Raw genomic sequence first — 25,759 nt, forward strand, 5'->3', positions numbered from 1 at the left:
AATACAAAACGGATAAAGGCAAAATTAAAAATGAGCCCGGTGCAATACCGGACTCATTTTTATCAAGCTGCCTAATGAAATAACCGTGTCTAACTTTTAGGGGTCACTTCAGGTGCTGAGATGCACTTTGAACGGCTTTTTTTATGAGAATTGTTTAAGTGCTCTTTCGGCTAGTAAAGCAAAGTATTCTGCACTTATAGGCAGTGCCTCTTCATTAATTGTAAAAGCAGGATGATGCCATTCATGTGTACCGCTCGTTCCCATAAAGACGAATGAACCTGGTATTTCCTGTTGGTAAAATGAGAAATCTTCTCCAGCCATTGATAGACTAGGCGAGATGATATTAAGATTCATCTTTGTGGCAACTTGAGTAGATAAGTCTGTAAGAGCTTTATCGTTGTGAACAGCAGGAGGACCTGAATAAAAACGGAATTTTGTTTTTACACCTAATGCATCAGATACACCTTTAATAATACGCTCCATGAGTGCTGGAATCTTTTCACGTGTTTCAACTTGGAACGTGCGAATCGTTCCTTCTAACGTAGCTTTTTCAGGAATTACGTTCCACGTATTTCCTGCGTGAATATTTGTAACACTAACAACCGCATTATGAGATGAACTTATATTTCGGCTTACAATTGTTTGCAGTGCCATCACAATTTGAGAGGATGCGACAATAGGATCTACGCCAGCATCTGGTACAGCCGCGTGTGTACCAACTCCGTGAATTTCAATTTCAAATCGATCAACTCCAGCCATCAGTGGACCATCTTTAATGCCAATTGTACCTACTGGTAAATCAGGTTTATTATGCATGCCGAAAATCGCTTGCACATTACGTAAATGTCCAGCATCAATAACTTTGCAAGCGCCATTACTACTTTCTTCAGCTGGTTGGAATATGAAGCGAACCGTTCCATTTAGGGAAGATTCTCTTTCTTTTAATAAGAAAGCAGTACCTAAAATGGCAGCTGTATGAAAATCGTGTCCACAAGCATGCATTTTTCCTCGTACTTTAGATGCATAGGACAAATGTGTTTCTTCTTGAATAGGAAGGGCATCAATATCAGCACGAACTGCTACAATTGGCCCGTTTTTATTACCAGACACTTCAGCGATAATTCCTGTTTCTAAATTGGAGTCAATGATAGTAATGTTTTTTTCTTCTAACCAATTTTTTATTGCTTTTGTTGTTTCGAACTCTTCATATGATAGTTCTGGATACTCATGTAAATGTCGACGGATGGAAATAAGTTTTTCTTTTAGTTGAGTTGAAATAGATACCATGTAGTATGCCTTCTTTCTTCAGCAAAATATTTATCATAAGTATACAACAATAAAAGAGAGGATTCTCAAATGAAAATCCTCTCTCGTTTATCCTGTATTAATGGGCAGTCCGATTGGTTCAACTAATTAAAGTTTCGCTTTATGCTGCGACTTTTTTATGCGTATGATGTTTACGATAACGTCCACGCATTGCGTATGCAATTTGCGGGATTGCAATCCCGATTAAAATAAGTGATACACCGAACCATTGTGAAGATAGTACAGCCTCTTTTAAAACGAATACGGACATAATTGTTGTAACTGGTAGTTCCGCTGCACCAAGAATAGTTGCTAAGCCAGAACCGATTTTTGGAATACCGATTGTAAAGGCAATAGATGGAATTACGATACTAAATGTTCCTAATCCTAAACCGTATTTCCAAAGACCTTGAGAAATGGCACCATTAAAAATAAATGTTGGTGGGAATACAATCATGACTAAAGTTAAAGCACCAGTCATTAAGAGAACACCGCGCGGTAATGAAGGTACTTCAACAGCAACTTTTCCGCTCACGAAAATGTATGTTGCGAATGTAACAGCAGATAATAAACCTAAAATGATCCCAGTCGTATTGAAAGCACCTGCTGATTGTTCAAGTAAACCACTTGATAAAAATGTCCCTACAAGTAAGAAAATAACAGAAATAACTTTTTCTCTTGAAGGTAATGTTTTTGTTGCGACTGCTTCAATGATAATTCCGACCCAAACAAATTGGAATAAAAGAATAATTGCAATAGAAGCTGGTACAGTTTTTAATGAAGCATAATAAAAAATTCCGGTAAAACTTGCAGATGTTCCTGCAACGAATAAAAGTAATGCTTGCTTTAAAGGAACGCGATGTCTAGAAAATAGAAGTGTAATAGCAAGCAAAATAATCCAACCGAACAAATATTGGCTGCCAATTACCTCTCCAAGTGAAAATCCTTCTGCATATGCAAGCTTAACAAAAATAGCTAAAATTCCATAACTACACGCTCCTAATAAAACTAAAAGAGAATAACGAAGCATGAAAAATTCCTCCCATCTATATGAAGTTGTTCCGTATCGAAAATATATAACTAGAGGGAAGTATACAAAATTAGAAATAAAGGGTCAAATGAAAGAAAAGTATGACATTTTATAGAATAATAATAAAAGTATGATATTTATGCATAATCTTGAAATTATTAATAGTAGAAGTATTATAAAATCAACTTTGCATTGTATAGAGCCAGCATTTGAAAAAAATATTTTTTAAACCAATATGTATATAGACGTACTAGTAACGTGCTAATTATTTGAGAAACTATGTTACCTTTGTTATGGTAATGACAATTAAAGGAGTTTCATAATCCATTTGAGTTTTTTCTATATAATAGAAGGAAATGAAAACGTTTTATTAGAAACTGTGAGGAAGTACGGTTTTTCTTATTGCCACGTTGTAAAAGTGATTTCACGAATTGTTCATAGTATTTTTATGTGTTTTTGTTACAATATTTAGGGAGAGGAGTGGAATGATGCAAGATATTAGTATTTTTTTAGCGTTTGGCGCCGGGTTCTTATCATTTATTTCCCCATGTTGCTTACCGCTTTATCCGGCATTTTTATCGTACATAACAGGTATGTCGGTTTCTGAATTGAAAGAAGAAAATGCAATGCTTCGCAAAAGAAGTATGATACATACAGCGTTTTTCTTACTTGGATTTTCAATTATATTTATTGCAATTGGATTTGGTACAAGTTTTATTGGAGGAATCTTTACTGACTATAAAGATTTAATCAGACAGTTAGGTGGTATATTTATCATCGTGTTCGGCTTAATTATTGTCGGGGTGTTTAAGCCGAAATTTTTAATGCAAGACCGTAAATTTACATTTAAAAATCGTCCAAGTGGCTATTTTGGATCAGTACTAATTGGATTAGCCTTTGCAGCAGGGTGGACGCCATGTACCGGACCAATTCTAGTGTCCGTAATTGGATTAGCAGCAACAAACCCAGAATCAGCAATGATTTACATGATTGCTTACATACTTGGATTTGCTATCCCGTTTTTCGTACTGTCATTCTTTATTACGAAAATGTCTTGGATTAAAAGAAATAGTATGACCTTCATGAAAGTCGGAGGATATATTATGATTGTTATGGGGGTCTTCCTATACTTTAACTGGATGACGAAAATTATCGTATATTTCTCAAGTTTATTTGGTGGTTTTACCGGTTTTTAGTATTATTCTGCGAAAATGTTGGAAATACTAACGGAAAAGCATATAATGAAAGTATATTTTGCATATAGCCACAAAAAAGGATGAGAAAATATGAACATAGTTCTTTTATCAAGTATCGTTGCTGTTTGTATGGCTGTCGGTGCGATGTTTATTCGTTTAAAAGCAGCTAAGAAACCTGCAACATTGAAAAAAATTATACTTCCGCCATTTTTTATGAGCACGGGCGCATTGATGTATGTTTTTCCTGAATTTCGATTAACTCCAGCGGAAATGTTAGAAGCAATTGGCGTCGGTTTGTTTTTCTCTATTTTTCTTATTAAAACATCTAAATTTGAAATTAGAGGACAAGAGATTTATTTGAAGCGTTCAAAAGCCTTTGTTTTTATATTAATTGGATTACTTGTCGTGCGAATTGTATTTAAAACATACTTAAGCCAATCTCTTGATTTAGGACAACTTAGTGGCATGTTCTTCTTACTGGCGTTCGCGATGATTGTGTCATGGAGAATTGCCATGTACCGTTCCTTTACGAAATTACAAAAGGAAATGGAAAAAGAAGATGGTTTTTATAATGAAAAAGATATGAAGCTAACTTAAAAACTGTATATGTACCAAATAAAAAGACAGCGTCAAAGGCGCTGTCTTTTTTATCGAAAATAATATGAAGTTACTTTGCGAGTAAAGATCGATAGTTAGAATAATCAATCTTTTTTTCTTGTAGTTTTTTAATTAAAAATTTATGATCACGCTTTGGTGTGGCAATGATATATCCTTTAATAATTAAGTCTTGTGTAATTTGAGAGGCATTTTCTTGTAATGCAAGTTCCCCGATTTTTCCAGCAATCTTTGATTTTGCAACATCGCGAAATAGTTCTGGAACAGGACTTACAAGCTCTTCTAACAATTGTTTTTGTTCGTCAGCCCATAAATGTCTCGTTTTATTTATGTAGTGTTCTTCCCAATCCAAAATGGACATGCCGTCTTCTTTTGGTAAACGTTTTAAAAATTTTCTGAACATAAAGTATCCACCGATAGACATAAGCCCTAATAAAATAACCGTCCATAATACAATGAACCAACTGAACCATCCTTCGAGCAAGCATATCCCCCCTTAATGATAGCGGTTTTCTTTTATTCATATTATATACAGTGAGATTCATAGAAAGCAAGAACGCTTGGTCATTTTGACCAAGCGTTATAGTTTAAACGAAGTATAGTTGTTCAACACATAAATTATTATTATCGTCTTCAACATACTCAATAATAAGTGTGCCAACTTTACGATCTTTATCTTCAGTTGTGAAAATAGAGTAAGAAGTAAAACGTGTTTTTGATAGGCCGCTTATATGTGTAGGTAAAGAAATGTAGTCGTTATCGCGGAAGAATTCCATCAGTTCAATATCCTCAAATTCTTTTCGGTCAACTTGTTTGTTTGTATAGCGGCGTTGAAGTTGTTTTAAAGACTCATTCCAAGAAATTGCTTTTGTGTCGTATACCATTGTTCTATCTCCTTACTGTATGTAATCATTAAGAACATACGTTCTAATCTAGTATACTCTTTTTATTCGAAAAGGGAAAGCAAAAAATAATGTAAGCTTGGATTTCCAAGCTTACATTATTGATGCGTCCGTCATAATCTCTATTTTTTATTATAAGTTAGATAGGAATAAGAAACAAGATGATATATATAATGTTGAGAGTTTTAAAAATTCTGTATATTATAGGTGTACTAAAGTGTAAGGGAATGAGAGGTATGGTATACGTAATTTCACTGCAAGGGCCGATGGCTAGCGGAAAAACAACATTGGCTAAAAGGTTAGAGAGATGTGGGCTTTCGGTTATATATGAAAATCCTTATCCAATTGTAGAAAAGCGAAAGCGATTAAATTTGGATATGAATTCAAAAGAAGGGTTTATCATAAATCAAAAAATGTTTATCGAAGCAAAAATTAAGGAGTTTCAAAATGTGAAAGGTTCAGTCGTAATTTTTGATCGCGGACCAGAAGACATTGAGTTTTTTACACTCTTTTATCCAACGATTATAGGGGAAGAGTGGGATATAGAAGCTGAATTGAAAGGTGAATTATATAAATTAAGAGAATGTCGTTCAGATGCCATTTTTTATTTAGATGTGACGAAAAAGAATGTATATGATAGAAAAAATAACGATAGGACAAGAAAACGAAGTACATTTGAGGAGCAATTTAAATTAGTAGAAACGGAAAAAGATTGGTATAAACAATTTCCTGTAACTTATTTGGATACGAATAGATTAACAGTGGACGATCTAGAGGTATATTTTATGTACTGGTTAAAGGAGAGAGGGCTATGAAAAAAATACTTTTATTTGTATACCCAACATTTGCAGAGTTTGAAATAACAGTAGCAACGGCATTGCTGAAAAATAAATATGAAATCATTACAGCGGGCTTAACGAACGAATTGATTATAAGTGAAACAGGGTTGCAAGTGCAGCCGCATATAGAAGTAAGTGAAGTACGTGTAGATGAGTATGAGGGGATACTTATTCCAGGTGGAGAAGAAGGAGAGTTGGAAGATGCAAAATCTCTTTTTTCAATCATTCGTCAATTTCATGAACAAGAAAAATTAGTGGCGGCAATTTGCGCTGGACCGTATGCGCTAGCAAAAGCGGGCTTATTTAAGGGGATTTCTTATACTGCGACTATAGATTATCAAAAGTTCGATTGTTTTCCAATAGAAAATTTTGTGTATAAAGAAGTTGTGCAACACTCAAATATCATTACAGCACAAGGGCATGCATTTGTACCATTCGGAATAGCAATTGCCTCTTATTTTGGAGTGGCAGACGAACATAATACAGATTTTTATGGTGGTAAAGGCAATGTAGTAATGGAGAAACTTTTACGAGAAAACGTGTAAAAGCTAGCAAATGCTAGCTGTTTTCTTTTTGACATTGATAAATGGCTAACGTTTTTGGATCACGCCATATACCGTTATGAAGTGACAATTCATTTTCTACTTCTTCTTTTAGCCATACCTTCATTTCCGTGTGAAGGTATGTATTATCAGGTATATTTAGCGACGGAAACATGCTAGAAATATAGTTTACAATCGGAGTAGCATGATGAAAAACGAGAGCATTATGAATAACTGCTTCTTCAACAGTTGGAAAAACAGACTGTAATATCTCTTTACCATTTTCCAAACAAAATGGCGTGACTGAAGATGTTGTTTTCGGTAAATCAAATGCGTCTAACATGCGGTTACACACTTCAACTATACGAGGTAATGTAACGTCAGAATTTGTTGTAGCTAAAAGTGAGCCACCAGGACGTATTACTTTATGGAATCCTTGGATTGTTTTTTCGACGTCTTTCATGTGGTATAACATATGTCTTGCGACGATCCAGTCGTAGCAATTAGCTTCGAAAGGAAGTTTACCAGCGTCACCTAGTCTCCACTCAATTATGCTATTTTTTATTGTAGCTTCAGAAAGCATCGTTTTCGATTGATCCAAACCTGTTAAATGTCCTGTATGACCGTTAGTTTGTAATAGGGAAAGGAAACTCCCGTTAGCGCACCCAACCTCTAATATTTTTTCATCTCCTTGAAGTTGTAAATGATCCACAACGACTTCATCTAAATTCACATGTTTTTCTTCATAATGTTTATGCGTATTAATACGTGTTTGTAAATGGTTACTTACGTTGTATTGGCGTTTTACATCATTCATCTTTTCGCATTCCACTTTCGTGCAAAATTGCTGAATTGCGTGCGTTAATACATCTGTTTTCTTTAAACCTTCGTAATGGAGTGCTAATTCAAACCTTTCAAGTAATTTCTCTTCAATTCGAAAATGAATATCTTTTCGTTTTGTCACTGAAATTTCGCCCCTTTGCATCTGTTAGTGAGACTATAGCACGTCTGGAAATTTTGTGTAAATCATTTGTGTACACAAAATTATGGGGATGAAAAAAATATTTGAATATGATTTTAAACTATTGACGATTTAAACGTTTTCATATATTCTTAAATTAAGTAATATTCAAATAATTCAAAAGAAATGAGAGAGTCACATGCTTCTTCAAGGAACACATCGAATTGGTCGTATGGCCATGCTGTTGGCACTTGCGGATGAGAATGAAAGTCCTGTATTATCCATTCCAAAAGGTTGGAAGTATTGTACGGGGAAAGTGGGTTCAATGAATTCGCAAAAGGTTGTCGCAGCAATGGAAACAGCGGCTAAAAGCAACCAAGTTATTGAAACAGACGTTTACAGAGAAACACATGCACTTTATCATGCAATTATGGAAGCTTTGTACGGAGTGACGAGAGGTCAAATTCAGTTAGCAGACGTTCTTCGTACAGTAGGACTTCGTTTTGCGATTGTGCGCGGTACACCATACGACGGAAAAAAAGAAGGCGAATGGGTTGCTGTTGCATTATATGGAACGATTGGTGCACCTGTAAAAGGATCTGAGCATGAGGCGATTGGTTTAGGAATTAATCACATATGATTTGCCCATAGTCTATTAGTTAGAAGGGGGCCTTACTTTTTTAGGACAGAAGTCTGTCTTAAAAAGATAAGGTCCCCTTTTGCCTTTTTAAGGAGGAAAAATGATGATTACGTTAACAGGACATACATTGACAGTTGAAGAAATGAAGAGGTTATTACTGGAAGGAGAAGGTGTAACAGCTTGTCCAACTAGTATGCAAAAGGTAGCGGAGTGCCGCGAAGTAGTTGAGAAAATTGTAGAGGACGGAAAAGTCGTTTACGGAATTACAACTGGATTTGGAAAGTTTAGTGATGTGCTTATCCAAAAAGATGATGTAAAGGCACTTCAGCATAATTTAATTCAGTCACATGCATGCGGGATTGGTGATCCATTCCCTGAAGAAGTATCGCGCGGAATGTTAATTTTACGAGCAAACACGATGCTTAAAGGAGTATCAGGCGTAAGGCCGCTTGTTGTAAATATGCTTCTTGAGTTTGTAAATCGTAAAATTCATCCAGTCGTTCCGCAACAAGGTTCACTTGGTGCAAGTGGAGATTTAGCGCCTTTATCTCATCTCGCGCTCGTATTATTAGGCGAAGGTGAAGTGTTCTATAAAGGGAAACGCGTTCATGCAATGGTTGCTCTTACAGAAGAAGGGCTTGAGCCAATTGAACTTGAAGCGAAAGAAGGTCTTGCGTTAATTAATGGTACGCAGGCGATGACGGCACAAGGAGTTCTTTCTTATATAGAAGCAGAAGCAACGGCGTATCAAGCTGAACTAATTGCTTCGATGACAATTGAAGGGTTACAAGGCATTATTGATGCATTTGATGAAAATGTTCATAAAGCACGTGGTTATAAAGAGCAAGTGGAAGTAGCAAGCAGAATTCGTGACATTCTTCATGATAGTAAATTAACAACAAAACAAGGAGAACTACGTGTACAGGATGCCTATTCACTTCGCTGTATCCCGCAAGTACACGGTGCTTCTTGGCAAGTTTTAAATTATGTGAAAGAAAAATTAGAAATTGAAATGAATGCAGCAACAGATAATCCGCTTATCTTTGATGGTGGGGAAAAAGTAATTTCGGGCGGGAATTTCCATGGTCAACCGATTGCGTTTGCGATGGACTTCTTAAAAGTAGGAATGGCAGAACTTGCAAATATTTCAGAACGTCGTATTGAGCGTTTAGTAAATCCGCAATTAAATGATTTACCACCATTTTTAAGTCCAGAACCAGGACTACAGTCAGGTGCAATGATTATGCAATATGCTGCAGCGTCACTAGTTTCTGAAAATAAAACGTTAGCACATCCGGCGAGTGTAGATTCAATTCCGTCTTCTGCTAACCAAGAAGATCATGTAAGTATGGGAACAATTGCTTCACGCCATGCACATCAGATCATTCAAAATGCAAGACGTGTTCTTTCAATTGAGATGATTTGTGCAATGCAAGCAGCAGAATATCGCGGTATTGAAAACATGAGTGCAGTGACGAAGAGCTTCTACCATCAAGGCCGTCAACAAGTACCTTCTATTACAAATGACCGCATATTCTCAACTGATATTGAAAATATTGCGCATTGGTTAAAAACGAATTATTCGATAAAAGAAAGATTAGATGTAAACGCAGCACTATAAAATGAGAAAAGGGAGAGATTGAAATGGAAAAAGTACAACAAACAATTCGCGCGCCAAGAGGTACAGAGTTACAAACGAAAGGTTGGGTGCAAGAAGCAGCACTTCGAATGTTAATGAACAATTTAGATCCTGAGGTAGCTGAAAAACCAGAAGAATTAGTTGTATATGGTGGAATTGGCCGTGCAGCTCGTAACTGGGAAAGCTACAATGCAATCGTAGATTCATTAAAAACGTTAGAAAGCGATGAAACGTTACTTGTTCAATCAGGAAAACCAGTTGCCATTTTTAAATCACATGAAGACGCGCCGCGTGTTCTGTTAGCGAATTCAAACTTAGTACCAAAATGGGCGAATTGGGATCACTTCCGAGAACTAGAGAAAAAAGGTCTTATGATGTACGGACAAATGACAGCTGGTAGCTGGATTTACATTGGAACACAAGGGATTCTACAAGGAACATATGAAACATTTGGTGAAGCAGCTCGTCAACATTTTGAAGGTTCATTAAAAGGTACATTAACACTTACTGCTGGTTTAGGTGGTATGGGTGGTGCACAACCTCTTGCTGTAACGATGAATGGCGGTGTTGTCATTGCTATTGATGTAGATAAGCGTAGTATCGATCGTCGTATTGAAAAGAGATATTGTGATAAGTATACAGAATCATTAGAAGAAGCATTGGCTATTGCAAACGAGTATAAAGAGAAGAAAGAGCCTATTTCAATTGGATTATTAGGCAATGCAGCAGAAATTTTACCTGAGTTAGTAAATCGTAATATTATCCCTGACTTAGTTACGGATCAAACATCTGCTCATGACCCATTAAACGGTTATATTCCAGTAGGTTATACGTTAGAAGAGGCAGCGAAACTTCGTGAAGAAGATCCAGAACGTTACGTACAATTATCAAAAGAAAGTATGACAAAACATGTAGAAGCAATGCTTGTAATGCAAGAAAAAGGCGCAATTACATTTGATTATGGAAATAACATTCGCCAAGTTGCTTTCGATGAAGGCTTGAAAAATGCATTCGATTTCCCAGGATTCGTTCCAGCATTTATCCGTCCATTATTCTGTGAAGGAAAAGGACCGTTCCGCTGGGTAGCACTTTCTGGTGATCCAGAAGATATTTATAAAACAGACGAAGTAATTTTACGCGAGTTCGCTGATAATGAACATTTATGTAACTGGATTCGTATGGCTCGTCAGCAAGTTGAATTCCAAGGTCTTCCATCACGTATTTGTTGGTTAGGTTACGGTGAGCGTGCGAAATTTGGTCGCATCATTAATGAAATGGTGGCAAATGGTGAATTATCAGCACCAATCGTAATCGGTCGTGACCATTTAGATTGCGGATCAGTAGCATCTCCAAACCGTGAAACAGAAGCGATGAAAGACGGTAGTGATGCAGTAGCAGACTGGCCAATTTTAAATGCATTAATTAACAGTGTAAACGGTGCAAGCTGGGTGTCTGTTCACCACGGTGGCGGCGTTGGTATGGGGTATTCACTTCACGCTGGAATGGTTATCGTTGCAGATGGAACAGAAGCAGCAGCAAAACGTATTGAACGCGTATTAACTTCTGACCCTGGTATGGGTGTTGTTCGTCACGTAGATGCTGGGTATGACTTAGCTGTTGAAACTGCGAAAGAAAAAGGCGTTAACATTCCAATGATGAAATAAGGAGGAGAAAACATGCTGGACACTTTACTAATAAATATCGGTCAATTACTAACAATGGATCAAGAAGATGGCTTGTTAAGACGGGAAGCAATGAACACGCTTCCTGTTATCGAAAACGGTGTAGTCGGAATTGAAAATGGCGTAATCACTTTCGTTGGAACAGCGGAAGAAGTAAAAGGATTACAAGCGAAAGAAGTTATTGATTGCGGAGGGAAAATGGTTTCTCCTGGCCTAGTTGATCCGCATACTCATCTTGTATTTGGTGGATCTCGTGAAAATGAAATCGCGCTGAAATTACAAGGAGTTCCGTACTTAGAAATTTTAGAACAAGGCGGCGGTATTCTTTCGACTGTAAATGCAACGAAACAAGCATCGAAAGAAGAACTTGTTCAAAAAGCGAAATTCCATTTAGACCGCATGCTATCTTTCGGTGTGACAACTGTAGAAGCGAAGAGTGGTTACGGATTAGATGATGAGACGGAATGGAAACAATTAGAGGCAACTGCACAATTACAAAAAGAGCATCCAGTCGATTTAGTTTCAACATTTTTAGGTGCTCATGCAGTTCCAAAAGAGTATAAAGGAAGATCAAAAGAGTTTTTACAATGGATGTTAGATTTATTGCCAGAAATGAAAGAGAAGCAATTGGCTGAGTTCGTCGATATTTTCTGTGAAACAGGTGTGTTCTCTGTCGAAGAGTCAAAAGAGTTTTTACTAAAAGCGAAAGAGCTTGGCTTTGATGTGAAAATTCATGCAGATGAAATCGACCCTCTTGGTGGTGCGGAAGCTGCTGCTGAAATCGGTGCAGCATCAGCAGATCATTTAGTTGGCGCTTCTGATAAAGGAATTGAAATGCTTGCAAACTCGAATACAGTAGCAACTCTATTACCAGGAACAACTTTCTATTTAAATAAAGAAAGCTTCGCTCGCGGTCGTAAAATGATTGATGAAGGTGTTGCAGTTGCATTAGCTACAGACTTTAACCCAGGTAGCTGTCCAACTGAAAACATTCAGCTTATTATGAGCATTGCAATGCTAAAACTGAAAATGACACCAGAAGAAGTTTGGAATGCCGTAACAGTTAACTCATCTTATGCCATTAACCGTGGTGATGTAGCTGGGAAAATTAGAGTTGGTCGTAAGGCAGATTTAGTGTTATGGGATGCTTACAATTATGCTTATGTACCGTATCATTACGGCGTAAGTCATGTAAATACAGTATGGAAGAATGGGAATATTGCATATACAAGAGGTGAACAATCGTGGAGCACGGCCACTATTTAAAGAAAAATGCAAAGTTTATTGATTGTGAAGTGACGAAATGGAGTGAAATGATTAAAGATTGGGAGGAAGGTGTAGAAATATTCGGTGCTGCCTTAATTGGAGCACCCCTTTCTAAACCATCTATTAGTCATTCAGGTGCATGTTTTGCGCCAAAAACAATTCGTGCGATGTTAGATGCATATAGTACATACGCAATTACAGAAGAACACGATATGAAAGAAAGTGTTCTGTATGATTGCGGTGATATTACGATGCATGTGACGGATATAAAAGAAAGTCATAACCGAATTGCGAAAACAGTTGGTCATGTAACGAAAGTAAATCCGAACATGATACCAATCGTACTTGGTGGTGACCACTCAATTAGTTTTCCGAGTATAACAGGATTTGCAAATAGTAAAGGGAAAATCGGTATTATTCAATTTGATGCTCATCATGATTTACGTAATTTAGATGATGGTGGTCCATCAAATGGTACACCGTTCCGTAGTTTGCTAGAAAATGATGTCATAACAGGAAAACAACTCGTTCAAATCGGCATTCGTAATTTTTCAAATGCACGTGCGTACCATGAATATGCAAAAGAACATGGTGTGACAGTGTACACAATGAAAGACGTACGAAAACGAGAAATAAAAGATATTATCACGGAAAGTATTGAAGTATTAAGAAATCAGGGTGTGACTTCTATTTACATTTCTCTTGATATGGACGTACTAGACCAAGCATTTGCGCCAGGTTGTCCAGCAATTGGCCCTGGTGGGATGGATAGTACTACTTTACTTGATGCAATTGAATTTCTTGGTAAAGAGCCACTCGTTCAAGGGATGGATATAGTAGAAATTGATCCAACTCTTGATTTTAGGGATATGACGAGTAGAGTAGCTGCGCAAGTGATTATGAGTTTTCTTTTAGCGCGGGAGACGATTCGTAAGCAGGTTAGTATATAGACAGAAAAGTAGATCTTTATTTATGCCTTATCAAAAACACATCACTACTTAAATGTAGTGATGTGTTTTTGTGTTAAAAGAGAATGAATGTGTGTGGAACCGTTAATGGAATTGCGGTTTTTATAGTGTATTGTGTAAATTTAATTTCTTGCTTCTGAAGTGTTGACGTGTAAAATAATTTTGTGATAAAATAAAAATTTTGCTAAAAAAATGAATGTGTGTTAAGCTTAAGAAGGTTACCATATATGGAGGTGGATTATTTGTTTCAAATTGGCGATAACATTGTTTATCCAATGCAAGGAGCAGGTATAATTAAAGCCATAGAAGAGAAAGAAATCGCAGGAAAAAAACAACAATATTATGTTATAAAAATGTCGGCTAACAATATGGAAATAATGATTCCTGAAGGCAAAATATTGAACTCAAATATACGACCAGTTACAGATATCAAGGCATTACTACACATAATAGATATTTTTTTGTATGGGGAATCAGATAGATTACTTACGTGGAAACAAAGGTATAAATTGAACACTGATAAAATAAAGACGGGTAAAATGCAAGAAGGTGCTGAAGTTGTGCGTGATTTAATGCGTATACAGAAAGAAAAAGCACTTAATGCAAGCGAAAAGAAGATGTTAGATAACGCATATGAATTTTTGATTAGTGAACTGGGATTAATTGAAGGTATCACAGAAAATCAGATAAAAAGCTTTTGTTAAGGTTCATTACAAATAATGTATTATATCCCAAAAAAGATCTTGAATTTTTTGGGAACATAATTATAGAAAATTTATCATTTCAAAGACATTCAACTCTTTCAAACCACTTTTAGAGTATTACCTCTATTGTTATTACTACAATCAAATCCATTTTTATTTTTTAATTTCATTTATGAATGTTCGAAGTTTAATTGAATACTTCGATAAAATAGTTACTTGATTTTTGCAATCCTGATTCACACTGGCACGGACGAGGAGCCGTAAGGATGAAAGAGAGGTAGGGCTTTCATTGTTTTAGGTATATAAGTTATTATTTTTAGAAGAATACTGAACCATTTTCACTTCTATTGATAAGGTGCTTTTTTATTAAAGAGATAAACGAATTGACAGCCATATATGGTCAACAAAAAAGGTTTCCTCCTAAGGAAACCTTTTTAATATTATTTATAGCGTTTTGTTTTTTTTTTTTTTTTTTTTTTTTTTTGAATATTCGATTTTTTTATTTTAAAGTCGTAAAAATTGACGTTACTATCTAAAAGTAAGTATGATGCGATTATAGTAAGATTTTTTAGGGGGAAGAAAAATGACAAGTTCAAGTAATAAAGCAGCGAGTATTTATGAAGGAACAAATGTAAATGCTGGGGGATTTTTTGAAAACGTTGAAGAAACAAAGTTGTTTGATCCAATTCAAGTTGGAGCTTGGTCTCTTCGTAATCGTATAGCGATGGCACCGATGACAAGATGCTTTGCAGATAATGAGACTGGAGTAGTTGGTGCGGATGTAGTGGAGTACTACAGAAAACGTGCTGCAGATGGAATTGGACTAATTATTACAGAAGGAATTGTCATTAGTCCGAGAGCAAAAGGAAACCCAGGAGTACCAGGTATTTATACACAAGAACAAATCGATTCTTGGAAACCTGTTACAGAGGCAGTACATAAAGAAGGCGGGACGATTATTGCTCAAATATGGCATGTTGGGCGTATGAGTCATCATGAAATAATTGGTGGTCAAATGCCACAAGCACCGTCGGCTATCGCTGCAGAGGGAAATGTTCCACGCTTTCGTAAACCGTTTGATACGCCAGAAGCAATGACGTTAGAAGAAATACAAGAAGTGATCGATCAATACGCACAAGCTGCGAAAAATGCGATCGAAGCTGGATTTGATGGAGTAGAAATTCACGGTGCACACGGATATTTAATCGATCAATTTACGTATGAGTTTGCGAATAAGCGAACAGATAAATATGGCGGTGATTTAAAACAAAGGTTAACGTTTATGAAAGAAGTAACGGCGGCTGTAATAGAAGCTGCTGGAGCTAATAAAACACTTCTTCGTTTCTCTGCTTTCAAAGGTGATAATCCTACTTATATGTGGGAAAACCCTGAGTTTGCAATTGAAACGTTCATAAATATGTTTAAAGAGGTTGGGTTAACGATGATCCATCCTTCAACGATGAATTATACCCAAGAGATTGCTGACGGAAAGAATTTTCATCAACTAGTAAGAAAATATTGGGATGGTACGATTGTTGGGGTTGGTAATTTAAATCCGAAAGAGGCCGAAGAAGCGTTGCAAGAAGGAACGATTGATGTAGCGGCATTCGGAAGACCGTTAATTGCTAATCCAGACTTTGTTCATCGAATTAAACACGCTGAAAGTTTAGTTGAATATGACGCGAAAGAGCATCTTGCTACGTTAGTATGAATAAAGATAAAAGGAGAGCACATCTAGTGTTCTCCTTTTATTATGGAATTTCATAGGGGGAAGCGGGATGAGTGAAACGCTACTCGTTATTATTAGTATATTACTATTTTTAATGTTGCTTTTAATCGTCTTTTTTATCATTACATTTTTTATAAAAAAACGAACACACCATTCTATTTTAAAATTACATCCGTACTTAGGAAGAATGCGCTACTTACTGGAAAAGATAGGGCCTGAATTTCGACAATATTGGTTTGATCATGATACGGATGGAAAGCCTTTCTCACGTTATGATTTTCAAAGTGTTATGTTTTTAGCGAAATATCGCTCTGAAATACTTGGTTTTGGATCAAAACGAGATTTTGAAGCTTCTGGATATTATATTGCTAATACATTATTTCCGATATTAACGGAGGAATTAAGTGTGAATCTCACGCAAGAGCGAGAAGGTAAAAAGTACGTGATTCATAAAGAAGGGTTATTTTCAAGAAGAGAAAAATTGACAGCGGATACAACGAATCTTTGGCTGTACGAAGAAGATGATGCAATTATAGTCGGTGAGAACCGTAAATATCCGTGGAAGCTACATGGCATGTTTGGTGCATCTGCGACTTCTTATGGTGCGATTGGAGAAAATTATATTTTAGCGAGTGGTCTTGGAGCAAAAATGGCAGGCGGATCGTGGATTAATACGGGTGAAGGTGGCGTTATTCCAGAACATTTACATACAGGAGCGAATATCGTTGCGCAAATTGGTCCAGGGTTATTTGGATACCGTGATGAAGACGGTAATTTTTCAATGGGAAAATTCATGGAGAAAGTGAAAGAAAGTAATATTAGAGCATTCGAATTGAAATTTGGGCAAGGTGCTAAAATACGTGGTGGTCATTTAGAGGGGCAAAAAGTAAATGAGAAAATTGCGTTTGTTCGCAACGTCCGAAAGGGAGAGACGATTAATTCACCGAATCGATTTTCATTTTTAAAGAATGCAGCGGATACACTTTATTTTATTCAACAGTTGCAAGAAAGCGGCGGTAAACCAGTTGGAATGAAAATTGTAATTGGTCAGCAGAAGCCTTTGGAAGATTTAATAAAAACAATGAAAGAACTAAACATTTATCCAGATTTTATTACAATCGACGGTTCAGAAGGCGGGTCAGGGGCAACGTATAAATCGATGGCAGATTGTATGGGACTGCCGCTTATTCCAGCATTACTTACATTTATTGATACAGCAAACCATTATGGTGTCCGTAATAAGTTTAAAGTATTTGGATCGGGTAAATTAATCACACCAGATAAAGTGGCGATTGCTTTAGCGATTGGGGCGGATGCTGTAAGTTCAGCCCGTGGGTTTATGATGGCAAGTGGCTGTATTATGGCCCTTCAATGTAATTCTGGTCAATGTCCATCTGGTGTAGCCACGACGAATCCGCATTATCAAAAAGCGTTAGATCCGTATGAGAAGAAGTGGCGAGTCATGAATTATATTATTAGTATGAGATATAGTTTATTTTCATTAGCGGCAGCGGCGGGAGTGAAGAGCCCGCGCCATTTAAAGAGAGATCATATTGTATTTAAAGACGAGATGGGGCGGGTAGTTCCTCTCTCAGAATTGTTTCCTACTAGTAAATAGTAAGCTATGTTTAATAGATTAAAAGTCATACATTTGTATGGCTTATTTTTATTAAAAAATAAGGCGTTTAATTATCAGAATATTTTTACTTCAATTTCTTTTGAAAACAGGGTAATCCACTGGGATAAAGGCGTTTATAAAGGTTTTCACATGTAATGAAAAGTGCTCGTTCACTTGAAAGAACAAAAAATGTTTGTTAAGGTAGGGAACCATAAGCGAAAACAAGAAAATAGAAAAAGTCATTTTTCGAAATTTTGAATGGCTTATGGACTAAGGGAGAGATTTGGTGAAGATTGAAATTATGGTTTCGCTTGCTATTTATATGGCAGGTATGTTGTATATCGGATATTGGTCTTATAAGAAGACATCCGATTTATCAGATTATATGTTAGGCGGGAGGGGACTCGGCCCAGCAGTTACAGCTTTATCAGCCGGTGCTTCTGACATGAGTGGTTGGATGCTAATGGGATTACCTGGTGCGATGTATGCAACAGGATTATCAAGTGTATGGATTGCGATAGGTTTATTAATAGGTGCGTATGCAAACTATTTAATCATTGCCCCGCGTTTACGAACGTATACAGAAGTGGCAAATGATTCAATTACGATTCCAGACTTTTTAGAGAATCGGTTTAAAGATCGTACGAAAATACTTCGTTTTGTCTCCGCTATCGTCATTTTAGTATTTTTCACATTTTATGCGTCGGCTGGTTTAGTTTCAGGTGGACGTTTGTTTGAAAATTCTTTTAACCTTGATTATAAAATTGGTTTATTTGTAACAGTAGGTGTCGTTGTTGCGTATACACTATTTGGTGGCTTTCTAGCCGTAAGTTGGACGGACTTTGTGCAAGGTTGTATTATGTTTATTGCGCTTGTACTAGTGCCAATTGTTGCTTTTACGGATGTCGGTGGTGTAACAGAAACATTTAATACGATTAAACAAGTCGATGCATCGCATTTAGATATGTTTAAAGGGACCACAATACTTGGCATTATTTCATTTTTAGCATGGGGCCTTGGATATTTTGGTCAACCACATATTATTGTCCGCTTTATGGCAATTACCTCTATTAAAGATTTAAAAACTTCTCGTAGAATCGGTATCGGTTGGATGACGATTTCAATTATAGGTGCAATGCTTACTGGTCTAATTGGTATCGCCTATTATGCTAAAAATAATGCGACATTACAAGACCCAGAAATGGTCTTTGTAACATTCTCAAATATTTTATTCCATCCGTATATTACAGGATTTTTATTATCAGCTATTTTGGCTTCGATTATGAGTAGTATTTCCTCACAATTACTTGTTATTTCAAGTGCAGTAACGGAAGATTTCTATAAAACATTTTTCCGTCGTAATGCAAGTGATAAAGAACTTGTATTTATCGGTAGGCTGTCAGTATTAGTTGTAGCGATGATTGCAGTTGTTTTAGCGTATCATCCGAGTGATACAATTTTAACGCTTGTTGGATATGCTTGGGCAGGATTTGGATCAGCATTTGGACCAGCAATTTTATTAAGTTTATATTGGAAGAGAACGAACAAATGGGGCGTTCTTGCTGGGATGATTGTCGGTGCATTAGTTGTTATCACTTGGGTACAAATTTCAAGTTTAAAAGCGACTATGTATGAAATGGTACCTGGATTCTTCTGTAGTTTATTAACTGTTATCGTTGTAAGTTTATTAACGAAAGAACCAGTTAAAGCGATACATCGTGAATTTAATGAGATGGAAGCAGTATTGGAAGAGGAAACAAAATAATTAGTGAAGAGAGTAAACGCTGAATAGCGTTTACTCTCTTTTCACTTTAAATGAAATACGTAACTTATTGACAAAGAAAAGTAAGTAACTTATAATAAGTATTGAGATCGAGAAAAATAAAGATTTGTTATGTTTGTAGATTGAACATATATTTTTTGTGAATTATCTCGAATTCGAGATAGTTTTGGCGGGTTAGTTATTAGGATGTAATTTTAAAGTTAATACCTCAATTTCGAGATAAATTATAATTAAGGATTTTACTTTATGGTATGGACAAAATGAATAATGAATTTAAATGTAAAAGAATTTTTATAATGAAATAAAAAAGGAGTGGAAGAAATGGAAAAGAAAACAATGGGAATCCATCACATTACAGCGATTGTAGGACATCCGCAAGAAAATGTAGACTTTTATGCTGGTGTATTAGGGTTACGTTTAGTGAAACAAACAGTGAATTTTGATGATCCAGGTACGTACCATCTTTATTTTGGAAATGAAGGAGGAAAGCCTGGAACAATTATTACATTTTTCCCATGGGCAGGTGCTCGTCAAGGTATTATTGGGGACGGTCAAGTAGGAATTACGTCTTACGTTGTACCAAAAGGTGCAATGGAGTTTTGGGAAAATAGATTAGAAAAATTCGATGTTTCGTATACAAAAATGACTCGTTTTGGAGAGCAGTATTTAGAATTTGATGATCCGCATGGTTTGCATATAGAATTAGTTGAAAGAGAAGCAGGCGAATTAAACAATTGGAGTTTTGGAGAAGTTACACCAGAAGTAGCAATTAAAGGGTTTGGAGGTGCTGTTCTTTTATCTGCACAGCCTCAAAAAACCGCTGAATTGTTAGAACATATTATGGGTCTTGAAAAAATTGGAGAAGAGGGCGAATTTGTTCGATTCCGTTCTTCTGCTGACATTGGAAATATTATTGATTTGAAATTATCAACAATCGGTCGTGGCCAAATGGGCGTTGGCACGGTTCATCATATTGCCTGGAGAGCGAGTGATGATGCTGATCAGCTAGACTGGAAAGAGTATGTGTCGCGTTTTGGATATCACGTAACTCCTGTACAAGATCGAAATTATTTTAACGCGATTTATTTTAGAGAACATGGTGAAATCTTATTTGAAATTGCAACAGATCCTCCTGGTTTCGCTCATGATGAATCGTTAGAGACGATGGGGGAGGAATTAAAGTTACCGGAACAATATGAACAACATAGAAAACAGATTGAACAAACGCTTTTACCATTTGAAGTGAGAAATTTAGATTAAAGTGATTGAAGGGGGAACAGGATTATGATGAAATATGTTTTTCAAAAAGGAAAAGATACGTCAAAACCAGTGTTGTTATTACTTCATGGCACAGGTGGTAATGAATTAGATTTACTACCACTTGCAGAAATAATTGATCCGGAAGCGTCGGTATTAAGCGTTAGGGGAAATGTGTTAGAGAATGGGATGCCGCGTTTCTTCCGCCGATTAGCAGAGGGCATTTTTGATGAAGAGGATTTAATTTTCCGTACGAAGGAATTAAATGAATTTTTAGATGAAGCGGCTAAAGAATATAAATTCGATAGAAATAACATTGTAGCTATCGGTTATTCGAATGGAGCGAATATCGCAGCAAGCTTATTATTCCATTACGAGAATGCATTGAAAGGTGCTGTGCTTCATCACCCAATGGTACCTAGAAGGGGAATGCAATTAGCAAATTTAGCAGGGAAATCTGTGTTTATTGCTGCTGGGACAAATGACCCAATTTGTTCATCAGCAGAGTCAGAGGAATTGAAGGTACTATTAGAAAATGCAAATGCGAATGTAACAATGCATTGGGAAAATCGAGGGCATCAATTAACGATGGGTGAAGTAGAAAAAGCAAAAGAGTGGTATGACAAAGCATTTTAAAAAAAGAAGCATCTGCTAACGATTAGCAGATGCTTCTTTTTTATTTAAGACTGGATTGCAAGATGAGATGAAGAAAGTGGTAGCTCAATATCAACAATCGTACCTTTATTTAATTCGCTTGAAATGTGTAATTTACCATGATGTTCTTCAATTATTTTGTAACACATCATTAATCCTAGTCCTGTGCCTTTTTCTTTTAAACTATAAAAAGGTTCGCCTAGACGGGAGATACGATCTTCTGGAATGCCACAACCTTCATCGATAATTCGTATTAAGATGAAATTATCCTCTAATGGTTTTGTTTGGATGAAAATATTTCCGCCATTTGGCATCGCTTCTATCGCATTTTTTAATATGTTTATAAAAACTTGTTTTAATTGGTTACCGTCACATTGAATATCATATACGTAATCAAAATGATCCATGATGATATGAACGCTATGCATAATTGCAGTCGGTAAAATAAATGTAACTACCTCTTCAATTAAAGTTTGTATGTTACAAGTTTGGATAGATAATACTTGTGGCTTAGACATCGCCATAAATTGACTCGTGATGGATTCCATTTGTGAAATCTCACTTAACATAACATCGATATACCATTTTTGCTCCTCATTTATTTCAGGGAGGAGCAACGTTAGAAAACCTTTTAGAGAAGTGAGTGGATTTCGAATTTCATGGGCAATTCCAGCTGTCAGTTGTCCGACTACTGCGAGCTTCTCAGATTTTCGTAATAACTTTTCAGTTTCTTTTAGCTCAGTAACATCTCTCCCCATCACGATAAGACCTTTGCGAGAACCGTCAGGATGATAAAGCGGGACTTTTGATATACTTAAGATTAGATCGAAATCATCTCTATGTATAATAAATTCCTCTCCATGAAGAATTTGTCTTTGTTGCCATGCTAGTTCATCAATTTCTTCACAATGTAAAAAAGCTTCTCGGTATGCTTCATTATATTGAATGAGTTCGCTATCTTTTTTTCCATGGTAAGGTACATGATGGAAATTGAAGCAAGAAAGTGCGTAGTCATTTGCCTCAAGCCAGCGCCCTTCATGATCTTTAAATATAACAAACGCAGGCATGGAGTTTACTAATGTACGTAATCTCTTCTCGCTTTCTTTTAGCATATTCTCAATTCTTTCTGATTTTTCAAGCGGCTTCATAATAGCATATACGCCAGTAAGACGATTTTGAACAAAAATAGGAACTAGTTTTGTCACAACATCTAATAAGAATCCATTTTTATGATAAATAGATAAGATATACTCTTGTTGATTATCCGCTTCAGTATTCTTTATATTTTGTAATACTTGCTCAGAAATATGGGCTTCTAAAATAGAGGTAATATTTTTCTGTTCTAATTCTAAAGAAGTGTAACCTAATATTCTTTCGGCAGAAGGATTTATATGTAGAATAACTCCTTCTAAATTTAATGAAATAATACTATCAGGATTGTGTTCGAACAGAGATGCATACATTTCTGTTAATGAACGATCTTGTATATGGTTTCGCAAACGTCTAGAAATGTTCGGATGACGTTTTTTTTGAGTTGGTGAATATTTTTTACGACTCATAATAGTTCCTCCGTACAAATAGCATCTAAAAAGATTTGTCTATTCATAACTATAATATAGATGTAATGTGTATTTCTATAAAAAATGGAAGTTATAGAATAAATTTTGTTTTTTTTTTTATTTTTTGCAAGATGAATGCAGGATGGTAATAAGGGGAGCTTATATTGTTTTATAAACCTTTTGTAAGTTACAGACGGCTGTTTTCCGTATAACATTAGGGTAGAGGAGGGGGAGAGAAAATGAAAAATTATATTCAAGGGATTGATCACGTGCAAGTAGCTGCACCTGTAGGCTGTGAAGAAGAGGCGCGTGATTTTTATGGGAATACGATTGGTATGGAAGAAATTCCAAAACCAAAAGAGTTGAAAAAACGAGGTGGATGTTGGTTTAAATGTGGAAATCAAGAAATCCATATTGGTGTCGAGCGGAACTTTACACCAGCTAAAAAGGCTCATCCAGCTTTTTATGTGAATGAAATTAATGAATTTAAGCAAACACTTATAGAGCAAGGTGTTAAAGTGATTGATGATTATGCACGGCCAGATGTAATTCGATTTTACGTGTCAGATCCATTTGGAAACCGAATTGAATTTATGCAAAATAAAGACTAGGTGGATTCCCACCTAGTCTTTAACTTCTTCTGAAAAGTCCTAACACTTCTACAGTTTCTGTAATATTAACGAATGCATTCGGGTCGATTTCAGAAATTGTTAGTTTCATACTTGCTAATTCTTCACGAGAAACGACGGTCATAAGTACACGCTTTTTCTCGCTTGAATAAGCACCTTCGCCATCAAGTAACGTTATTCCACGTACAACAGTTGAAAGAAGTTGTTTTTTCATTTTTTCTGCTTCATTTGTTACAATCATAAGTGTAACTTTACGATGTTTTGTATGAACAGCATCAATTACTTTACCAGTTACATAAATTGAAAGTAAGCTTGTAAGTGCAACATCCCAGGTGAAGAAGAATCCTGCGATTATTACAACGACTGCATTTAAAATAATAAGGAATCCGCCAAGTTTAATGTCTCGCTTGCGGGATAAAAGCATACCGATAATATCAAATCCACCAGTGGATCCATTACAGTTAAAAACAAGACCAATACCAGCTCCGGCGATTACACCTCCGAAGATAGAAGATAACAATGGATCTGTTGCTACGACTTTTACTGGAACGTAGTATAATGCAACAGATAATACAACTACAGAGACAACTGTGTTAAAAATTACTTTTTTTCCAAGACCTATGTACCCTAAAATAAGGATAGGTAAGTTTAATACAAAGTTAATAATGCCTGTGTTTACAGGGGTTACAATCCCTAAAATAATAGCAATTCCGCCAATTCCACTACTTAAAATTTTGTGGGGGATAAGGAAAAGATTAAAGGCAACCGCAATAATAATAGAACCGATAATAACACCAAGGAATCTGACCATTTCTTTCCCGTCCTTCACTGAAAAATTCATATTATTTCAAGATTATATATGATATTGAAAGTTTTGGGTAAAAACAGTTTATTTTGGTAAATTAGATTAATCAAAAGAATTTGAGTATTTTATCATTTGAAAGGGGATACAGTTGTGAAGATAAAAGCATATCAACAGAAAAGCCCGTTGAAGCAAGAATGTGAGGATTCTTATTTTTGTAATAAAGATAAAAAGATTTATGGTGTATGTGACGGTGCAACACCACTTGTCCCGTTTCGTGATGAAAAGGGACATAATGGAGCATACATCGCTTCGCATTTATTTGCAAGTTATTTTACTGCATTACGAGAGAATCATAGTTTACAATTTGCAGTTGCTAAAGCAAATGAAGCATTGCAAAGCAAAATGTTAGAATATGAAGTAGACACGAGAAAAAAAGAGCATTTGTGGTGCACATGTATCGCGGCAGTTCAAATAGTTGGTGAGAAAATTGAATATGCGCAGCTTGGGGACTGTATGATTGTCGCAACTTTTCAAAATGGAACGATGCAAGTATTAACGAAAGACACAGTTGAAGGAATTAGTAAACGAGCAAAAAGGAAGAGGGAAGAAGATCGTAAGAAAGGTTTATCTGTGCCGGAAGAATATGTTTTTCAAGATGTTCGAGAACAATTAAAGTACAATCGTTATCTTGCAAATGTGCCAAATGGTTATTCAGTTGCAAATGGAATGAAAGAAGCGATACATTATTTACAACATGGTGAATTACATACAGATGAAGTGAGTGGGATTTTTATTTGTTCAGACGGGTTATTTCACCCAGATTGGTCATTAGAACAAACTGTTGCATATATAAGAAAGAATAGTATAAACGAATATGTAGCAATCATTGAAAAGCTGGAAGGGGAAAAGAGAATAAGACCAGATGATAAAACGATTATTATGATTGATTTTTAAGAGGAGGCAGTTCAAATGGAAATTAAATATGTCAATCTAACATTTCAAGATGAATTAGTTCCTTTAGAAAAAGTAAATCAACTGATTATCCACCATACAGCTGAAGATGGATGGGACGTGTATAAAACGCATGAATTTCATCAAACTGTAAGGGGGTGGAGCGGAATTGGTTACAACTATTTTATCGAAAAGGATGGAACTGTAGTGGAAGGACGAGGTTTACATATTGGAGCGCACGCGAAAGACCATAACCGCCATACAATTGGAATATGTATGACGGGAAATTTCGATAAATACGATCCAACTCCCCCGCAAGTGAATGCATTATATTCTTTATGTAAACTGTTTATGAAGCAATTTGCTATAAAGAAAGAAAATATACTCGGTCATAGAGAGTTAGAAGGAGTTACAAAAAGCTGTCCTGGTAATCGTTTTTCTATGGTAGAGTTAAGGAAGATATTATCTTAAATATAGAGGAGTAA

Annotated in this window: 26 protein-coding genes; 19 read left to right on the forward strand and 7 right to left on the reverse strand. The window is 36.0% G+C overall.

The annotated features are described in order from the left end of the window. Positions 1-141 precede the first annotated feature (141 nt). Positions 142-1,287: a M20 peptidase aminoacylase family protein gene (locus tag ACTFSL_RS09855; protein WP_440041608.1), complete on the reverse strand. Its 1,146-nt coding sequence runs from the start codon at positions 1,285-1,287 to the stop codon at positions 142-144. Positions 1,288-1,426: 139 nt separating this feature from the next. Further along, positions 1,427-2,335 carry an EamA family transporter gene (locus ACTFSL_RS09860; protein ID WP_061457608.1) on the reverse strand — a complete coding sequence of 303 codons (909 nt, stop codon included), beginning with the start codon at positions 2,333-2,335 and terminating at the stop codon, positions 1,427-1,429. A 322-nt stretch (positions 2,336-2,657) separates the two neighbouring features. Between ACTFSL_RS09860 and ACTFSL_RS09865 the strand changes: the two genes are divergently transcribed. From ACTFSL_RS09865 to ACTFSL_RS09875, 3 genes are all read left to right on the forward strand, one after another. After that, the gene (locus ACTFSL_RS09865) at positions 2,658-2,807 is read left to right on the forward strand and encodes a peptidase T (RefSeq protein ID WP_071732505.1); all 150 of its coding nucleotides are present in this window, start codon (positions 2,658-2,660) and stop codon (positions 2,805-2,807) included. 16 nt (positions 2,808-2,823) lie between these two features. Next, complete coding sequence (ccdA, locus tag ACTFSL_RS09870; protein WP_001152677.1) at positions 2,824-3,531, forward strand: cytochrome c-type biogenesis protein CcdA; 708 nt, start codon at positions 2,824-2,826, stop codon at positions 3,529-3,531. 90 nt (positions 3,532-3,621) lie between these two features. Next, a complete protein-coding gene (locus ACTFSL_RS09875) occupies positions 3,622-4,128 on the forward strand; it encodes a CcdC family protein (protein WP_001028439.1) in 507 nt (168 codons plus the stop codon). A gap of 70 nt (positions 4,129-4,198) precedes the next feature. Here the strand turns inward: ACTFSL_RS09875 and ACTFSL_RS09880 are convergent, their stop codons facing one another. After that, the gene (locus ACTFSL_RS09880; RefSeq protein WP_000889373.1) at positions 4,199-4,630 is read right to left on the reverse strand and encodes a DUF2621 domain-containing protein; all 432 of its coding nucleotides are present in this window, start codon (positions 4,628-4,630) and stop codon (positions 4,199-4,201) included. A gap of 103 nt (positions 4,631-4,733) precedes the next feature. Next, on the reverse strand, positions 4,734-5,030 hold the full coding sequence (locus ACTFSL_RS09885; RefSeq protein ID WP_000262400.1) for a hypothetical protein: 297 nt from the start codon (positions 5,028-5,030) through the stop codon (positions 4,734-4,736). Between the two features lie 245 nt (positions 5,031-5,275). Here ACTFSL_RS09885 and ACTFSL_RS09890 point away from each other — a divergent pair, with 245 nt between their 5' ends. Continuing rightward, entirely contained in the window at positions 5,276-5,863 is a 588-nt protein-coding gene (locus ACTFSL_RS09890; protein WP_140157222.1) for an AAA family ATPase, read from the forward strand. Next, a complete protein-coding gene (locus ACTFSL_RS09895) occupies positions 5,860-6,432 on the forward strand; it encodes a DJ-1/PfpI family protein (RefSeq protein ID WP_097920582.1) in 573 nt (190 codons plus the stop codon). The genes ACTFSL_RS09890 and ACTFSL_RS09895 overlap by 4 nt, the downstream gene beginning before the upstream one ends. Positions 6,433-6,445: 13 nt before the next feature. On the opposite strand, the gene ACTFSL_RS09900 is transcribed toward ACTFSL_RS09895, so the two are convergent. Then, on the reverse strand, positions 6,446-7,393 hold the full coding sequence (locus ACTFSL_RS09900) for a class I SAM-dependent methyltransferase (RefSeq protein WP_440041610.1): 948 nt from the start codon (positions 7,391-7,393) through the stop codon (positions 6,446-6,448). Positions 7,394-7,589: 196 nt separating this feature from the next. On the opposite strand from ACTFSL_RS09900, the gene hutP reads away from it, so the two are divergent. The 11 genes from hutP (at position 7,590) to ACTFSL_RS09955 (ending at position 21,312) form a co-directional block, all read left to right on the forward strand. Continuing rightward, positions 7,590-8,030 carry a hut operon transcriptional regulator HutP gene (gene hutP, locus ACTFSL_RS09905; protein ID WP_000926516.1) on the forward strand — a complete coding sequence of 147 codons (441 nt, stop codon included), beginning with the start codon at positions 7,590-7,592 and terminating at the stop codon, positions 8,028-8,030. A 103-nt stretch (positions 8,031-8,133) separates the two neighbouring features. Continuing rightward, positions 8,134-9,651 (forward strand): histidine ammonia-lyase, encoded by a 1,518-nt coding sequence (hutH, locus tag ACTFSL_RS09910; protein WP_023522769.1) that lies wholly within the window; start codon positions 8,134-8,136, stop codon positions 9,649-9,651. Positions 9,652-9,674: 23 nt separating this feature from the next. Further along, positions 9,675-11,333, forward strand: a complete 1,659-nt coding sequence (gene hutU, locus ACTFSL_RS09915; RefSeq protein ID WP_023522768.1) for a urocanate hydratase — start codon at positions 9,675-9,677, stop codon at positions 11,331-11,333. A 12-nt stretch (positions 11,334-11,345) separates the two neighbouring features. Continuing rightward, positions 11,346-12,617 carry an imidazolonepropionase gene (gene hutI / locus ACTFSL_RS09920; RefSeq protein ID WP_063548369.1) on the forward strand — a complete coding sequence of 424 codons (1,272 nt, stop codon included), beginning with the start codon at positions 11,346-11,348 and terminating at the stop codon, positions 12,615-12,617. Continuing rightward, positions 12,596-13,567, forward strand: coding sequence for a formimidoylglutamase (hutG, locus tag ACTFSL_RS09925; RefSeq protein WP_440041613.1), 972 nt, complete (start codon positions 12,596-12,598; stop codon positions 13,565-13,567). The genes hutI and hutG overlap by 22 nt, the downstream gene beginning before the upstream one ends. Before the next feature lie 260 nt (positions 13,568-13,827). Further along, entirely contained in the window at positions 13,828-14,289 is a 462-nt protein-coding gene (locus tag ACTFSL_RS09930) for a CarD family transcriptional regulator (RefSeq protein ID WP_440041614.1), read from the forward strand. 583 nt (positions 14,290-14,872) lie between these two features. Then, positions 14,873-16,000 carry an alkene reductase gene (locus ACTFSL_RS09935; protein ID WP_440041615.1) on the forward strand — a complete coding sequence of 376 codons (1,128 nt, stop codon included), beginning with the start codon at positions 14,873-14,875 and terminating at the stop codon, positions 15,998-16,000. A gap of 67 nt (positions 16,001-16,067) precedes the next feature. Next, positions 16,068-17,636, forward strand: coding sequence for a glutamate synthase-related protein (locus ACTFSL_RS09940; RefSeq protein ID WP_440041616.1), 1,569 nt, complete (start codon positions 16,068-16,070; stop codon positions 17,634-17,636). Positions 17,637-17,922: 286 nt separating this feature from the next. Continuing rightward, the gene (gene putP, locus ACTFSL_RS09945) at positions 17,923-19,401 is read left to right on the forward strand and encodes a sodium/proline symporter PutP (RefSeq protein WP_440041617.1); all 1,479 of its coding nucleotides are present in this window, start codon (positions 17,923-17,925) and stop codon (positions 19,399-19,401) included. A gap of 339 nt (positions 19,402-19,740) precedes the next feature. Then, positions 19,741-20,679, forward strand: coding sequence for a ring-cleaving dioxygenase (locus ACTFSL_RS09950; RefSeq protein ID WP_000412728.1), 939 nt, complete (start codon positions 19,741-19,743; stop codon positions 20,677-20,679). Positions 20,680-20,703: 24 nt separating this feature from the next. Continuing rightward, positions 20,704-21,312 carry an alpha/beta hydrolase gene (locus ACTFSL_RS09955; protein WP_440041619.1) on the forward strand — a complete coding sequence of 203 codons (609 nt, stop codon included), beginning with the start codon at positions 20,704-20,706 and terminating at the stop codon, positions 21,310-21,312. Between the two features lie 44 nt (positions 21,313-21,356). On the opposite strand, the gene ACTFSL_RS09960 is transcribed toward ACTFSL_RS09955, so the two are convergent. Beyond that, positions 21,357-22,889 (reverse strand): BA3702 family sensor histidine kinase, encoded by a 1,533-nt coding sequence (locus ACTFSL_RS09960; protein WP_000087650.1) that lies wholly within the window; start codon positions 22,887-22,889, stop codon positions 21,357-21,359. A gap of 239 nt (positions 22,890-23,128) precedes the next feature. On the opposite strand from ACTFSL_RS09960, the gene ACTFSL_RS09965 reads away from it, so the two are divergent. Next, positions 23,129-23,500 carry a VOC family protein gene (locus ACTFSL_RS09965; protein WP_000800773.1) on the forward strand — a complete coding sequence of 124 codons (372 nt, stop codon included), beginning with the start codon at positions 23,129-23,131 and terminating at the stop codon, positions 23,498-23,500. Between the two features lie 19 nt (positions 23,501-23,519). Here ACTFSL_RS09965 and ACTFSL_RS09970 read toward each other — a convergent pair whose 3' ends face one another. After that, positions 23,520-24,329, reverse strand: coding sequence for a YitT family protein (locus ACTFSL_RS09970; protein ID WP_000251344.1), 810 nt, complete (start codon positions 24,327-24,329; stop codon positions 23,520-23,522). Positions 24,330-24,455: 126 nt separating this feature from the next. Between ACTFSL_RS09970 and ACTFSL_RS09975 the strand changes: the two genes are divergently transcribed. Beyond that, on the forward strand, positions 24,456-25,277 hold the full coding sequence (locus ACTFSL_RS09975; RefSeq protein ID WP_002178703.1) for a protein phosphatase 2C domain-containing protein: 822 nt from the start codon (positions 24,456-24,458) through the stop codon (positions 25,275-25,277). 15 nt (positions 25,278-25,292) lie between these two features. Further along, positions 25,293-25,745 (forward strand): peptidoglycan recognition protein family protein, encoded by a 453-nt coding sequence (locus ACTFSL_RS09980; protein ID WP_000404194.1) that lies wholly within the window; start codon positions 25,293-25,295, stop codon positions 25,743-25,745. Positions 25,746-25,759: the final 14 nt, after the last annotated feature.

It is taken from the genome of Bacillus cereus group sp. MYBK108-1, assembly GCF_051917185.1.
GTDB lineage: Bacteria > Bacillota > Bacilli > Bacillales > Bacillaceae_G > Bacillus_A > Bacillus_A cereus.

What these genes read in the sequence shown, in the direction of transcription:
- ACTFSL_RS09855 (WP_440041608.1), bottom strand. Translation starts at nt 1,287, where the DNA reads ATGGTATCTATTTCAACTCAACTAAAAGAAAAACTTATTTCCATCCGT.
- ACTFSL_RS09860 (WP_061457608.1), bottom strand. Translation starts at nt 2,335, where the DNA reads ATGCTTCGTTATTCTCTTTTAGTTTTATTAGGAGCGTGTAGTTATGGA.
- ccdA (WP_001152677.1), top strand. Translation starts at nt 2,824, where the DNA reads ATGCAAGATATTAGTATTTTTTTAGCGTTTGGCGCCGGGTTCTTATCA.
- ACTFSL_RS09875 (WP_001028439.1), top strand. Translation starts at nt 3,622, where the DNA reads ATGAACATAGTTCTTTTATCAAGTATCGTTGCTGTTTGTATGGCTGTC.
- ACTFSL_RS09885 (WP_000262400.1), bottom strand. Translation starts at nt 5,030, where the DNA reads ATGGTATACGACACAAAAGCAATTTCTTGGAATGAGTCTTTAAAACAA.
- ACTFSL_RS09890 (WP_140157222.1), top strand. Translation starts at nt 5,276, where the DNA reads ATGAGAGGTATGGTATACGTAATTTCACTGCAAGGGCCGATGGCTAGC.
- ACTFSL_RS09895 (WP_097920582.1), top strand. Translation starts at nt 5,860, where the DNA reads ATGAAAAAAATACTTTTATTTGTATACCCAACATTTGCAGAGTTTGAA.
- hutP (WP_000926516.1), top strand. Translation starts at nt 7,590, where the DNA reads ATGCTTCTTCAAGGAACACATCGAATTGGTCGTATGGCCATGCTGTTG.
- hutH (WP_023522769.1), top strand. Translation starts at nt 8,134, where the DNA reads ATGATTACGTTAACAGGACATACATTGACAGTTGAAGAAATGAAGAGG.
- hutU (WP_023522768.1), top strand. Translation starts at nt 9,675, where the DNA reads ATGGAAAAAGTACAACAAACAATTCGCGCGCCAAGAGGTACAGAGTTA.
- hutI (WP_063548369.1), top strand. Translation starts at nt 11,346, where the DNA reads ATGCTGGACACTTTACTAATAAATATCGGTCAATTACTAACAATGGAT.
- ACTFSL_RS09935 (WP_440041615.1), top strand. Translation starts at nt 14,873, where the DNA reads ATGACAAGTTCAAGTAATAAAGCAGCGAGTATTTATGAAGGAACAAAT.
- ACTFSL_RS09940 (WP_440041616.1), top strand. Translation starts at nt 16,068, where the DNA reads ATGAGTGAAACGCTACTCGTTATTATTAGTATATTACTATTTTTAATG.
- ACTFSL_RS09950 (WP_000412728.1), top strand. Translation starts at nt 19,741, where the DNA reads ATGGAAAAGAAAACAATGGGAATCCATCACATTACAGCGATTGTAGGA.
- ACTFSL_RS09955 (WP_440041619.1), top strand. Translation starts at nt 20,704, where the DNA reads ATGATGAAATATGTTTTTCAAAAAGGAAAAGATACGTCAAAACCAGTG.
- ACTFSL_RS09960 (WP_000087650.1), bottom strand. Translation starts at nt 22,889, where the DNA reads ATGAGTCGTAAAAAATATTCACCAACTCAAAAAAAACGTCATCCGAAC.
- ACTFSL_RS09965 (WP_000800773.1), top strand. Translation starts at nt 23,129, where the DNA reads ATGAAAAATTATATTCAAGGGATTGATCACGTGCAAGTAGCTGCACCT.
- ACTFSL_RS09970 (WP_000251344.1), bottom strand. Translation starts at nt 24,329, where the DNA reads ATGGTCAGATTCCTTGGTGTTATTATCGGTTCTATTATTATTGCGGTT.
- ACTFSL_RS09980 (WP_000404194.1), top strand. Translation starts at nt 25,293, where the DNA reads ATGGAAATTAAATATGTCAATCTAACATTTCAAGATGAATTAGTTCCT.